Genomic DNA, 12,354 nt, shown 5'->3' with positions numbered 1-12,354 from the left:
TTCCTTCCTTGGTCATCCCACAGGCACCGCGAGATAGGAGCCGATGCGGGTGATCGCGTCAGACAGCTGGTCCCAGGGGCGCGCGGTGGTGACGCGGACCGCTCCGCCGGACAGGCCGAACGTCAGGATGGTGGGGAACACCGAGACGCCTGTCTCGCGCAGGATGTCGCGGAAGCACAGGTAGGAGTCCGTCCAACCGGGGAACTCGACGGTCGTGTTGATGGAGCAGCGTGGCACGATCACCGCCCCTGAGGCATCGCGGAGGCGGGTGGTGGTCGCCTCGCGCAGGGTGGTCAGGGATTCCTGCCTGAACAGCCGTTCGCTGCGGTACGTCTGATACGCGCCCTGTAGTTGGTCCAGGTCCACCTGGTAGGCCTTTTCGAACTCGGCGGCCTGGCCGGCTCCTGGCGTGCCCACCCCTTCGAGCAGCCAGCGTTCCATCCGTGCCACGACCTCGACCAGGGTGTAGAAGAAGGACGGCGGGCCGCCGAAGGCCGTCGACGCGTACTCGTAGTACTCGGAGACGAAGTCCTGGTCCGCGAGGAACCAGCCGATTTTCAGTCCGGGTGCGGACCAGGTCTTGGACAGACTCGACACGCGGATGACGTTCGGGGCGGCCCGCGCGGCCGATCGTGACTCGGACTGGCCGAGCCACTCGTGACATTCGTCCAGAATGATCATTGTCGTGGGTGCCGCGGCGCGGATCAGCTGCGTCAGTTCCTGCTCCGGAACAACGGCCCCGGTGGGGTTCGCGGCGGTCTGGAGCATGACCATGGGAGTGTTGGGAGTCAGTGCCGCGATGAGCGGCCCGAGTGACATCTGGCCGTCCTCGCAGGGAAGCGGTACGAGCCGTACCCCTCGCCGCCGTGCGATGGACTCCACCAGCGGCGGGTAGTTGGGGGTGCCACAGAGCACGGGCTCCCCGAGATCCGGGGCGTTGTGCAGGATGAAGTCCGCCAGTGAGCTGATGGCGAATGTGCCGCCCATGGTCATCGCGACGTTGTCGACGGTGTAGCGGGCCCCGGTGATACGGGCGGTCTCGTAGGCGGCTATCGCCTCGCGGGCCGGGATCCGCCCTCGCGAGTCGGAGTACCCGTACCAGTCACGGTCCAGGGCGAACTGGATGGCGTGTTTCAACGCGGAGGGCAGCCCCCAGCGCTCTTCGTCGACCGATCCGCTGGACAGGATGAGATGGCCGTCCGAGTGGAGGTCGCCGTACAGGTCGTCGCGGAAGTACCAGTTGAACATCTCCTTGACGAAACGCACCGTGGCACGGGAGGAGAGGACCTCGGCGGGGTCGACCACCCGGTGCTGTCGTGCGGCCCGCCACCCCTCCGCGAGCCAGGGCCGGTGCGAACGGTGCCCCAGCTCGTGCTCGATCCGCCCCAGCCACAGGTCCCGCAGCTCCAAGGGATCACGGGGATCACGGGCCCGCGAGAACACGTCGAGCACCCGGTCGTCCACGCCGGGATCGAACGTGCGAGGAATGCCACCCGCGGTGTGTGAGAGGGCGGCGGCGTGACGGGCCTCCTCGGGGACGACGCTGAGCCGGGGTCTGGGGACAGCGGCGAAAAGCTGCATGCCTTCTCCTAGGGACACGGGCGCTACTTGATGCGGAGGCGCTTGAGGTGCCGGCGCCGGGCGGGAACAGAGGATGTGCCGGCTCTCCTGCCGTGGAAGTAATAGGTGTTGTCGATGGCCAGGAGCAGACCGCGCGTCCATCGCACACCGGTGTGGCGGCCTGGTGCGTACATGGCCGTCAGCAGTCCGCGCAGCGCGCTGTTGACCGTGTCGGGCGTGGTGGCGGAGCCGCTGTACGTCCACTCCAGCGGCTCCGCGAGAAAGTCCCGGAAGGAGAAGACCCGGCGGCCGTCGTCGTCCCTGAGGATCGGGGGCCCCTGGACATTGCGCCGGTACCTCGTCCGGGACAGGGTTTCCCGTTCACCGGGTGTGAGGCGACCGCCGATCGCGTCCATGGGACTCAGAACGGTCTGGGCCGCGCGCGTGACGTCCCCCGGTTCGCAGCACATCAGCACGATGTAGCGAGGCTGCTCCGCCGCCGGGCGGCCGCTGCCCTCCGTGTGCAGGGACAGGGGGTTGGCGGCGAACGGCTGCAGAGAGACGTTCTCGGTCCGCGGCCCTTCCTCGACAAGGTTGAGCACGACGTCCAGTGAGACCCTGGGGAGCACCGTGGGATCGCTCTCCGGCAGCGGGGTGCCCAAGACCTCTCCGAACGCGCGGAAGCGGTCGTCCGAGAGCGGACGATCCAGCCGGACCCCGGCCAGGCCGTCCTTTCCCAGCCTGCCCAGGAAGTCGTCGAGCGCTCGGCCCCGGAAACCCTCCGCGGAAACATCCGGGACGGGCAGCGGCGGAGGTGCGAGCTCGGAACCGAGCTCGAGGAGGTTCGCCCTCGGAGCGATATGCGCATCTGTGGTCCCGCTCACAAATATTCCATGCATCATGTGCTGCGCTCCGAATTCCTTGACCGGTGAACGGCACTCCGGCGCACGGCGGTTGCCCGGGCCACCACGCCATGGGGCTCACACAACGCCGTCGACTTATTCAAGGTATGCGGAGCCGTAGCCCAGACAATCCCCCAGCCTCATTCTCCGGTAACCGGCGGGTAATGAGCCGAGCAGCCGTGGGCGGCCAACGACCTGACAGTGGAAGGAAGAATTCCCCGCCCCTTGCACCGGTACCACGCACTCGTCCTATCGTGGCAGCAGCAAGAGCGAACCTTGCCTTCCCGAGGAGCAGGGGCTGTTGACGGCCCCGCTTTCCCTTTGCCGACGAACCTGTATCAGAAATTCCGGCATGCTGGAAAGGGCTGACGTGAGAAATACAGTAGAAAAAACCCTAGCGACAACGCTGCTGGAGCGACTGGAAGCGGCACTGCAGGATCCGGATCCGGCGAGCCGGCAGCGCAAGGCCGAGCGGATCACCGCGGTCCTCGACAGCGAGACGGGCCAGAATCCGGACACGGGCACCACCCCGCTGCTGATCTGCGACTGGGCAGACGACCTGGGAGCCGAGGGAAAGGTGCAGAGCCTCGGCATCGAGTCGGTTCCGGGCCCGACGAAGGTGGCCAAGACAAGCGCCGCCACCGGACGTTCACTGCTGTCCAACGGGCACCTGGGAGCGGACATCCTGCACGTCCCCGCCGGTGAGGGATTTGCCCCGCACACCCACCCCGGGGATCACCTGCTGTTCGTCCTGGCGGGCGAGGGCACCATCTCGGTCAACGGCCAGATCGTGCCGACCGGTCCGGGGCGGGCGTACATGGTCGACGGGTCCGTCGTCCACGCGGTCGGAGCGATCACCGACCACACGATCCTTTCGATCGGTACACCGCACCGGGCTCTGGACAGCGAGGACCGGCAGTCGCTGACCGCCTACGCCGCCCTGCTCAACCCGTTCGGTTCCATCCACTGCCTGATCTGCGACGTCGCGGCCGAGGGCGGCGAGGAACTGGAGTCCCTGGGCTGCACGCATTCCCCGCACCGGTTCGGCTGACCGATGAGTGTCGCAACGGCACCCGAAGGCGTCCGGCAGGAGGACTTCGAGCGCGTCCACACCTACGGCGGCATCCCCTTCGGCCCCTCCGGGCAGGCCGGGGCGACCATGCCCGGGCGGCTCTCCGCGCGCGCCCGCACCCGGGGCGACAAGCCCTTCCTCACCACCTTCTCCGAGAAGGGTGAGGAACACACCCTCTCCTACGGCGAGTTCGACCTGCTCAGCCGGCAGGTCGGCAGATGGCTCGCCCAGGAGGTGGGTGTCGTCGCCGGCGACGTGGCAGGGCTGCTGCCGGCCAACGACGCCATCTCGCTCGCGGCCCTCTTCGCCCTCCAGCGCTCCGGCTGCGCGGTGCTGTTGCTCAACCCCGGTGACCCGCCGGACCGCCTGCGACAGCAGACCGGCCGCCTCACGGCGAAGGCGGTCCTCCGGTCCCCTTCCGTCCCGGACACCGTTCTCCCGGAGGCCACCGAACTACCGGCGACCCCTCGTCCGCACACTGACACGACAGCGGAACACACGACCGACATCCCACTCGATCCGTGGTCGGATGCCCTGTACTTCGGCACCTCGGGTTCGACCGCGGCCTCCAAGCTGGTCGCCCAGTCGCACTACAACGCGGCCGCGAACGCGGACGCTCTGGTCCGCCACCACACCTTGCTGCCCGGTGACCGGTTGCTGGGCTGCCTGCCGGTCCACCATGTCAACGGACTGCACTTCACCGTTTTCGGCGCACTGACAGCCGGAGCGCATCTGGTACTGGCCCGTGAGTTCGATCCGTTCGGTTATCCCGGACTCATCGAGCGGTTCAAGCCTCGCATAGCGAGTGTGGTCCCGAGCATCCTCGAAACGATCCTTGCCGTCCGGCGGCCCGTCCTGCCGTCCTCCTTCGACTACTTCGTCACCGCGGCCGCACCGTTGACCACAGCGACCGCACGAGCGATGGCGGACCAAGTGGGAGCGCGCGTCCTGCAGGGCTACGGGCTCACCGAGACGACCAACTTCTCCACGACCATGCCGGCGGACCTGGATGAGGACACCTACCGCCGGATGCTGCTGGACACCGACATCCCGTCGATCGGTATCCCCTTCCACGGCAACGACGTCGCCGTGCTGGCCGACAGCGGGGATCGCGTCGCGCCCGGGGAGACCGGCGAGATCTGCGTGCGCGGACTCAATGTCATGACGCGGTACGTCGACAACCCGGAGGCGACCTCGCAGGCGTTCGCCGGCGGCTGGTTCCACACCGGCGACCTCGGCCGTCACCACGTGGACACGGGGACCGGCCGGACCTTCTTCGTCATCACCGGCAGACGGAAGAACATCGCCAAGGTGCGCGGAGAATCGGTCTCTCTCGAGGAGATGGACCGCGTCCTGCGGTCCGTTCCCCACGTGGTGGACGCGGCGACGGTCGCCCTGCCGCACCGCTTCCTCGGCGAGGAGGTCGTGGCCGCGGTGGTGCTGGCGCCCGGCGTGTCGGACGTCGACCTCCGCCCGGCGCTCTCGGCCGTGTTCTCTCCCGCGGTGCACCCCAGCCGGGTGGCGAAACTCGAAGCGATCCCCAGGACCCGCACCGGCAAGATCTTGCGGCCGGAGCTCACCCGGCAGCTGTCCAGCTCCGGACCCGACACACACCCGTGACGGCCATCGGGCAGCCCCCGCCGTCATGAGAAGCAGACGCGACATTGGGGCCGGCGTACGTCAACACCCACCGCGCTCCAGGACAGGAGTCCCCATGTCCTTGCAACAGGACACGACCAAGCTCACCGACCCCCGCACCGGACTCGTACGGCAGGAGATACCGGTCAGCGGCGCACGCCTGGTGGTCGGCGCGGTGGCCCGCGCTCGACGGGCCCAGCCGGCCTGGGCCGCACTGACCCCGGCACGGCGCTCCCGGCTGCTGCTCCGGCTCGCGGAATCGATCGAGGACCACGCGGACGCGTTCGTGGCCGCCGAGCGGGCCGGTACCGGCAAACCCGAGGCAGAGGCCCGGGGCGAGGTCGAGCAGAGCGCCGATGTACTGCGCTTCTTCGCGGGAGCCCTGCGGACCGGGAACAGCCCGGCCGCCGGTCACTTGCTCCCCGGACGCGAAAGCTGGGTCCGGTGGGAACCGCTGGGCGTGGTCGCCGCCATCGTTCCCTGGAACTATCCGCTCCTGATGACCGCCTGGCGTGCCGCGCCGGCTCTCGCCGCCGGCAACACCGTGGTGGTCAAGCCGGCGGAGACGACACCCGACTCCGCCGTGATACTCGGCCAGTACTGCGACGAGATCCTCGGGCCGGGGGTCGTGACGGTGGTACCCGGGGACCGGGAGACCGGGCGTCTGCTGGTCGACACCCGAGTCGACGCGGTGGCGTTCACGGGAAGCGCAGCGGGAGGTCTCGATGTGGTGCGAAGAGCGGGCCTGCGCCGGGTGAGTCTGGAACTGGGGGGCAACGGCCCGGCGGTGGTGCTCCCTGACGCCGACGAGGACACCTATGAGGCACTCGTCCGAGCCTGCACCTACAACGCCGGCCAGAGCTGCGCCTCCCCCGCCCGGGTCATCACGCTGCGCGAGAACTACACGGAGGTCGTCGAGGGCCTGGCGAAGGCGATGGCCGTGCGGTCCGCCGGAACGGACTTCGGGCCGCTCAACAATCCGGACCAAGTGGCCCGCTACGACCGCATCCTGGCGAGCAGTGCCGCCGGAATCCGGCACGTCGCCGACATCACCACGCAGTCGGACGAGACACGTGGCTACTGGCGTCCCGGCCAGATCCTGGCGGACCTTCCGTCCCAGGACCCCGCCGTGCACGAGGAGATCTTCGGGCCGGTGCTGACCGTCCAGGCGGCGGCCGGCCACGACGAAGCGGTCAGGATGGCCAACGGCGTCCCGCAGGCCCTGGGCGCCAGTGTCTGGAGCACGTCCATGGACACCGCCCTGGCCCTGGCGGGTTCACTCGACGCGGGGGAAGTCTGGGTGAACTGCCACCTGGAGCAGACCCCCGAACTTCCGCACGGCGGGCGCCGGGGCTCAGGACACGGCACCGATCTGAGTGTGCTCGCGCTCTCCGACTACCAGCGGCCCAAGACCGTCACGGTCCGTGCCCTCGGGCCGGAGCGATGACCGGGAGCACAGTGGTGGACTGGACCTGGGAGACGGCCGAGGACCCGGACGAAGTACATGCCCTGCTCCGCGCCTGCGACGGCTATCAGGCGCGGAAGTACGGCTCGGCGGCCCCCGTACGGAACTCCGGAACAACCGAGCGGCGCGTGCACGCGGGCGACGTCCACCTGTTGCGTCATGACGGCGAGGCCGCCGGGATGTTCACGCTGACCTGGGACCCGCCGTTCGCCCTGGCCCCGGACAGTTTTCCGGCGGCCACCAGACCGGCCTACCTGGGACGCCTCGCCGTCGCCCCGCGGTGGCTGGCCGACAGCACGCCCGCCGGGGCGACCTGTGTACGCCGCGCCCTGGAACTGGCCTCGGCCCGAGGCGCGGACGCCCTCCGCTCGGAGGCCAACCCGGACCTGGCCGACACCGTGAAGCTGTTGGAGCTGCTCGGCTTCCGCCGTCATGGCGGCGTTCTCACGGACGGTGAGGGGCGGCGAACCGTACGCCTCCAGAAGAGCTTCGCCCCTGCCCCCGCCGCCGGAGCGGAGGCAGACGGATGAACATTCGCAAGGAGGCGGTGGGCAGCACGCGCGGGCACTGCGGCCAGGGTCCGACCACGGTCGACTCCTACACGCTGGACACCGGCGACGGCCTCAGCGTGGTGATCTGGACCTACGGCGCCTCCACCGTCGAGGTCCTCACACCGGATCGGTCCGGCATGGTGGGCAACACCGTGGTCCGCCTCCCGGACCTGAGCAGCTACCAGGACCGGCGGCGCAACCCCTACGTCGGGTCGACGCTCGGACGCTACTGCCGGATCGTCGGGGACGGGCGGCTCCGGCTGGACGGAGTCGAGCACGAGCTCGACCGCAACGAAGGCCGGCACCACGTACACGGTGGCAGCATCGGATTCGACCGTTACGTGTGGGAGGCCGATGCCGAGCACCAGGACGACGAACTCGTGCTCCACATGCGGCTGGTGACCCCTGACGGTGACCAGGGCTATCCAGGGACGCTGTCCGCCGAGGTCGTCTACCGGGTGGACCGCCACCGGCGGCTCACGTTCGACTACCGAGCCACCTCCACGGCGCCGACCGTCGTCGGACTGACCAACCACGCCTTCTGGAATCTGTCCGGGTCGGGCACCGTGGACCACCACCGGCTCGCCGTCAACGCGGATCGGGCCGTGGTGTTCGACAGTGAGCTGCTGCCGCTCCCCCAACCACCCTCTCCCATCGCCGGCACCGCTCTCGACTACCGCGAACCGCGGCCGATCGCCGGTGCCCAGATCGACAACTGCTTCGTCCTGGACGACCCGGCCTGGGCCGCGGAACTGTACGACCCCGCCAGCGGGCGCGCCATGCGGGTGCTCACGGACCAGCCAGGCCTGGGCGTGTACTCGGCGGACAAGTTCACCGATCACCCCCGTGGCGGCCTCTGCCTGGAAGCCGGTGCCCTCCCCGACCCGCCGGGCCGCGAACCCTCCCCCTTCTCCCGGCTCGATCCGGGTGAGGTCTACCGCCACCGGACGACGCACGAGTTCCTGATCCGCTGAGGAGGCCAGGTATGGAACCGACGCTCGCCGCCGTGACGCAAGTCGTCCGGCGTGTACTGCCCGAAGACCAAGCCGAGGCGCTGTCGAGTCCCGACAGCCGGCTCCACTCGCTCCGGCTCGGGTCGCTGGAGCTGGTGACCCTGCTGGTCGCGCTCGAGGACACGTTCTCCGTGCTGCTGCCCGCGGACGTCATGCACCGCAGCACCTTCGAAAGCGTTCGTACCATCACCGAGGCGCTCCGGGCGACGCTCGGCACGGAGGATCCCGATGCCGGTCCACGGTGAAGCCATCCGGTTCGGTGTCCACTCGGGCCAGCAGAACGAGACGTTCGAGGAATCCCTCGTTCTGTGGCAGCGCGCTGAGGCACTCGGCTATCAGTGGGCGTCCGTCTTCGACCACTTCCGGCCGCCGCTTGGAGGCCCCGGCGGACCCTGCTTCGACGGAATGACGCTGCTGGCCGCGCTGGCCGCGCGAACCAGCCGCATCCGGTGCGCCATCCTGGTCTCCGCCCCTACCTGGCGGCACCCGGCCGTCGCCGCGACCATGGCCTCGACCATCGACCACATCTCCGGCGGGCGGCTGGAGTTCGGCCTGGGCGCGGCGGGCCCCGATCTCGGCTACACGCAGTACGGCATTCCCTTTCCTCCGGCCGGAGCGCGCATGGATCTGCTGGACGAAGCGTGCCGCGTGACGCGGGCGCTCTGGACGGAGGAGGTCGCGGACTTCTCCGGGCAGTATGTCCGGTTGAGTTCCGCCCATTTGGCGCCCAAGCCTCTCCAGCCGCGGGTTCCGCTGGTGATCGGCGGCGACGGTGAACGGCGGCTGCTCCGGATCGTGGCAGAGCACGCCGACATCTGGAACACGCTCGCCGGAACTCCCGAGTCCTACCGCCGCAAGTGCGAGGCCCTCGCGCGGCATTGTGCTGCGGTCGGGCGAGCCCCGGAGGACATCCGCCGGTCCGTGACCTTCCGAGCGGTACTGGCCGAGGACGAACGGGAGGCCAGGGCCCGAAAAGCCGAACTGCTGCGGCGTCTTCCCGCTGATTCCCCGCTGTTGGACGAGTACGTGACTTTCGGGACGCCCGACCAGTGCGTGGCCGATCTGCTTCGTTACCGTCAACTGGGCGTCACCGACTTTGTGCTCGGGGTCCGTCCGCCGATCGATTGGCAGACCGTCGAACTGGTGGCCCGGCAGGTGATGCCCGCTGTGGCCTCCGCTCAGCCGCGCGACCATCACGCCTTCGGGGCGGGAGCGGTTACCGCCCAATGAGCCTGAGATGGATTCTGGTCATTCGCGTGCCGCAGCGTGAAGCGTAATCTCGGGTACGGAGTACCTCGTAGTCGGCATCCCGGAAAATCTCGGTTCTCCCCAGTGCGTGAACAGGCTGAAGAACTAGATGAGGAGGCACTGAACCAATGGTCACCGTACTCGAGACCTGGCGGCTCGCAGACGAATTCGCCGGCCAAGCCCTGGAACTCATGCAGGAGATGGACGAGCTGGTGGGACCGCCGGCCCATGTCGATCCTGGGTGGTGTGAGCACGGCCGCTTCTTCCAGCGCCAGAACAGCCCCGGCGAGATCTGGATGATGTACACCTGGCGCAGCCGGGCCGAGCACGAGGAATTCATCAGGAACGAGGAACTGCTCCTCGCTGATTTCTACGCCAAGTACTGTGCCGGGCCTCGTGAGATCACGTACTTCACCGAGCTTCCGGTGGACGTCGATGCCGTCGACAGCAGTGCCTGAGAACGGAGGGGAAGAAGATGCCTGAGGAAGTAGGGGATTGGGAGCCGGCCGTCTTCGAGGAGCACGGCCGTGCAGTGATCTCCTTGATCCGCGAGCACTTCGAGTCCATCCGGGACATTCCTGTGGCCGTCCCGCAGCATCCGCAGCAGCTGAAGGACGCGTTGCGGGCGGACCTGCCCGAGGCGGGTGAACACTTCTCACGCATCCTGGCCGATACGCGCGAGAAGGTGATTCCTGGTCTCGTGCAATGGAACCATCCGTCGTTCCACGGCTATTTTCCCACCTCCGCGAGCCTTCCCGGTGTCCTCGCGGAGACCGTGACGGCAGCACTGAACGTCAACTCCATGCTGTGGCAGACCAGCCCCGCCGCTTCCGCTCTCGAACAGGTGGTGCTGCGCTGGGTCGCGCGCATGGCCGACTACCCCGAGGACGCGGACGGCCTCCTGGTCACCGGTGCTTCACTGGCAAATCTCTATGCTTTGACGGCGGCGCGTGACCACGCTCTCGACTTCGACGTCAGGGAGAAGGGAACAGCCGGCCCCGGCGTGCCGACGCTGCGCATCTATACGTCGGACCAGGCTCACAGCTCGATCGACAAGGCCGCGATCACCCTGGGTACGGGACTCGCCAATGTCGTCCGGGTGCCGTCCGACGAGCAGTACCGCATGCGGCCGGATCTGCTGGACGAGGCGATCCGGCGCGACCTGGCCGCGGGCTTCAAGCCGTTGGCGGTGGTCGCGACCGTGGGGACCACCGCCGTGGGCGCGGCGGATCCCCTCGGCCCCATCGCGGACGTCTGTGGCAGGCACGACGTCTGGCTGCACGTCGACGCCGCGTACGGTGGCCTGTATCGCGTCGCGTCGTCGCTGGCCGGCGCCCTCGAGAGCCCCGCGGTCGGGGACTCGCTGGTGGTCAACCCGCAGAAGACGCTGTTCGTGCCGTTGGACGCGACCGCGCTCTACTGCCGTCGCCGGGGCGCGCTGGCGAACACCTTCCGGCTTGTGCCCGAATACCTGAGGTCCACTCACGAAGGCGACACGTGCGACTTCATGGACCTGTCACCCCAGCTCGGTCGTGGATTCCGGGCCTTGAAGCTGTGGTGGGTGATCAGGTCGTTCGGACGTGCCGGCCTGGCCGCCCGGCTCGACCAGTCCCTCGAAATCGCGGACTGGCTGCGCATGTCCGTATCGCGGCATCCCGACTGGAGGTGCCCGGTCTCGTCGAACTATCCCTTGGTGTGTCTGCGCTACGAACCCGAGGTGATTTGTGCGGACAACCGGCTGTCCAAGATCCGGATACAAGAGATGGTTGATGCGCTGAATGCCCGGATCCTCAGAGCGGTCAATGCTTCCGGCGCTGTTTTCCTGTCACATGCCGTGATCCGTGACGGCTACGTGATGCGGTTCTCGATCGGCAATATCCGCACGTCCCTCGGCGATGTGGAGCGGGCCTGGGGCGAAGTCGACCGGATCGCCGAGAAGGAGTTGGCTGATTTCATGTCGGAAGAAACCTGGACGGACATAGCATGAGCGCAACCACAAGGGAATTCATCCTGACCGATGCGGAAGTCGAGCTCCTGCCCTCCGACAGTGATGTCGCGTTCTACGCAGAACACGGCTGGTATCTGTCGAAGAAACTCTTCAGCGATGAGGAGGTGGAGCGGCTGGAGACGGCGAGCGAAAGGTTCTACGCCGGCCACGTGGACCGGCCGCTGCCGCACCGTCCCCCACGGCTGGCCTATTGGAAGCCGCAGGACGGCCCGGTTCAACGGCACAACGACTACATTCACTACGAGAGTTCCGCCATCGGCGCCATTCTGCGCAAGCCGTTGTTGGGGGCGGTGGCGGCACGGCTCTCCGGCGCGACAGAGATCCGGGTGTTCCAGTCCACCCTCATCTTCAAGCCGCCGCGTCCGGACGAGCCGAGCAATATCGTCCCCTGGCACTTCGACGGAGATTACTGGGCCACGTCGGTGTCCGGGCGGATGCTCACCGCGTTCATTCCCTTCCATGACTGCGGCGAGGACATGGGAACAATCACCATGATCGATCGCAGCAGCCGGTGGCAGGAGGCGAAGAACGAGGAGAGCGTCACCTCGATGCACTTCGCCGACCGTGACCGGAACGACCTCGAATCCATTCTGGAGAGGAACGCCAGGTTCAATGGGACAGAGGTGAAGAAGGTTCCCATGATCATTCCCAAGGGGCACGCCAGCTTCCACCACAGCCACACGTACCACGGTAGCGGAGAAAATCGTTCCACCGTGCCGCGACGCGCCATTTCATTGCATCTGCAGGACGGCGAGAACGCCTACCAGGAATTCCGCCTCCGCAACGGTGAGACAGCCTCGTACAACCATGACTTCCTGGTCCGCAGGACACCGCAGGGAACACCTGATTATGCCGATCCGGAGTTCTGCCCGGTGCTGTGGAGGGGCACGGCGTGAA

Annotated in this window: 12 protein-coding genes; 10 read left to right on the top strand and 2 right to left on the bottom strand. The window is 67.8% G+C overall.

Annotated elements, in window-relative coordinates; translation table 11 throughout:
• Window positions 1–12: 12 nt before the first annotated feature.
• Together ACFVTC_RS27220 and ACFVTC_RS27215 are read right to left on the bottom strand one after the other, a co-directional pair.
• Complete coding sequence (locus ACFVTC_RS27220) at window positions 13–1,581, bottom strand: pyridoxal phosphate-dependent aminotransferase (protein WP_390131150.1); 1,569 nt, start codon at window positions 1,579–1,581, stop codon at window positions 13–15.
• Between the two features lie 23 nt (window positions 1,582–1,604).
• Window positions 1,605–2,444, bottom strand: a complete 840-nt coding sequence (locus tag ACFVTC_RS27215; RefSeq protein ID WP_390131149.1) for a TauD/TfdA family dioxygenase — start codon at window positions 2,442–2,444, stop codon at window positions 1,605–1,607.
• Between the two features lie 388 nt (window positions 2,445–2,832).
• On the opposite strand from ACFVTC_RS27215, the gene ACFVTC_RS27210 reads away from it, so the two are divergent.
• The 10 genes from ACFVTC_RS27210 (at window position 2,833) to ACFVTC_RS27165 (ending at window position 12,353) form a co-directional block, all read left to right on the top strand.
• Window positions 2,833–3,513 (top strand): cupin domain-containing protein, encoded by a 681-nt coding sequence (locus tag ACFVTC_RS27210; protein WP_390131148.1) that lies wholly within the window; start codon window positions 2,833–2,835, stop codon window positions 3,511–3,513.
• Window positions 3,514–3,516: 3 nt separating this feature from the next.
• Window positions 3,517–5,154: a class I adenylate-forming enzyme family protein gene (locus ACFVTC_RS27205; RefSeq protein WP_390131147.1), complete on the top strand. Its 1,638-nt coding sequence runs from the start codon at window positions 3,517–3,519 to the stop codon at window positions 5,152–5,154.
• A gap of 94 nt (window positions 5,155–5,248) precedes the next feature.
• Window positions 5,249–6,619, top strand: coding sequence for an aldehyde dehydrogenase family protein (locus ACFVTC_RS27200; protein ID WP_390131146.1), 1,371 nt, complete (start codon window positions 5,249–5,251; stop codon window positions 6,617–6,619).
• Window positions 6,616–7,167, top strand: a complete 552-nt coding sequence (locus tag ACFVTC_RS27195; protein WP_390131145.1) for a hypothetical protein — start codon at window positions 6,616–6,618, stop codon at window positions 7,165–7,167. The genes ACFVTC_RS27200 and ACFVTC_RS27195 overlap by 4 nt, the downstream gene beginning before the upstream one ends.
• On the top strand, window positions 7,164–8,162 hold the full coding sequence (locus ACFVTC_RS27190) for an aldose epimerase family protein (protein WP_390131144.1): 999 nt from the start codon (window positions 7,164–7,166) through the stop codon (window positions 8,160–8,162). The genes ACFVTC_RS27195 and ACFVTC_RS27190 overlap by 4 nt, the downstream gene beginning before the upstream one ends.
• A gap of 11 nt (window positions 8,163–8,173) precedes the next feature.
• Window positions 8,174–8,446 carry a phosphopantetheine-binding protein gene (locus ACFVTC_RS27185; protein WP_390131143.1) on the top strand — a complete coding sequence of 91 codons (273 nt, stop codon included), beginning with the start codon at window positions 8,174–8,176 and terminating at the stop codon, window positions 8,444–8,446.
• Entirely contained in the window at window positions 8,430–9,431 is a 1,002-nt protein-coding gene (locus tag ACFVTC_RS27180) for an LLM class flavin-dependent oxidoreductase (RefSeq protein WP_390131142.1), read from the top strand. Before ACFVTC_RS27185 ends, ACFVTC_RS27180 begins: the two co-directional genes overlap by 17 nt.
• Before the next feature lie 146 nt (window positions 9,432–9,577).
• Window positions 9,578–9,907, top strand: a complete 330-nt coding sequence (locus ACFVTC_RS27175; protein WP_390131141.1) for a hypothetical protein — start codon at window positions 9,578–9,580, stop codon at window positions 9,905–9,907.
• A gap of 17 nt (window positions 9,908–9,924) precedes the next feature.
• Complete coding sequence (locus tag ACFVTC_RS27170; RefSeq protein ID WP_390131140.1) at window positions 9,925–11,436, top strand: pyridoxal phosphate-dependent decarboxylase family protein; 1,512 nt, start codon at window positions 9,925–9,927, stop codon at window positions 11,434–11,436.
• Window positions 11,433–12,353, top strand: a complete 921-nt coding sequence (locus ACFVTC_RS27165) for a phytanoyl-CoA dioxygenase family protein (protein ID WP_390131139.1) — start codon at window positions 11,433–11,435, stop codon at window positions 12,351–12,353. Before ACFVTC_RS27170 ends, ACFVTC_RS27165 begins: the two co-directional genes overlap by 4 nt.
• Window position 12,354 lies beyond the last annotated feature (1 nt).

This window comes from Streptomyces sp. NPDC057950 (assembly GCF_042887295.1).
GTDB classification, from domain to species: domain Bacteria; phylum Actinomycetota; class Actinomycetes; order Streptomycetales; family Streptomycetaceae; genus Streptomyces; species Streptomyces kaempferi.
The sequence above is the reverse complement of the archived record's forward strand: the minus strand, read 5'-3'. Positions and strand labels throughout refer to the sequence as shown.

What these genes read in the sequence shown, in the direction of transcription:
- ACFVTC_RS27220 (WP_390131150.1), bottom strand. Translation starts at nt 1,581, where the DNA reads ATGCAGCTTTTCGCCGCTGTCCCCAGACCCCGGCTCAGCGTCGTCCCC.
- ACFVTC_RS27205 (WP_390131147.1), top strand. Translation starts at nt 3,517, where the DNA reads ATGAGTGTCGCAACGGCACCCGAAGGCGTCCGGCAGGAGGACTTCGAG.
- ACFVTC_RS27200 (WP_390131146.1), top strand. Translation starts at nt 5,249, where the DNA reads ATGTCCTTGCAACAGGACACGACCAAGCTCACCGACCCCCGCACCGGA.
- ACFVTC_RS27195 (WP_390131145.1), top strand. Translation starts at nt 6,616, where the DNA reads ATGACCGGGAGCACAGTGGTGGACTGGACCTGGGAGACGGCCGAGGAC.
- ACFVTC_RS27190 (WP_390131144.1), top strand. Translation starts at nt 7,164, where the DNA reads ATGAACATTCGCAAGGAGGCGGTGGGCAGCACGCGCGGGCACTGCGGC.
- ACFVTC_RS27185 (WP_390131143.1), top strand. Translation starts at nt 8,174, where the DNA reads ATGGAACCGACGCTCGCCGCCGTGACGCAAGTCGTCCGGCGTGTACTG.
- ACFVTC_RS27180 (WP_390131142.1), top strand. Translation starts at nt 8,430, where the DNA reads ATGCCGGTCCACGGTGAAGCCATCCGGTTCGGTGTCCACTCGGGCCAG.
- ACFVTC_RS27175 (WP_390131141.1), top strand. Translation starts at nt 9,578, where the DNA reads ATGGTCACCGTACTCGAGACCTGGCGGCTCGCAGACGAATTCGCCGGC.
- ACFVTC_RS27170 (WP_390131140.1), top strand. Translation starts at nt 9,925, where the DNA reads ATGCCTGAGGAAGTAGGGGATTGGGAGCCGGCCGTCTTCGAGGAGCAC.
- ACFVTC_RS27165 (WP_390131139.1), top strand. Translation starts at nt 11,433, where the DNA reads ATGAGCGCAACCACAAGGGAATTCATCCTGACCGATGCGGAAGTCGAG.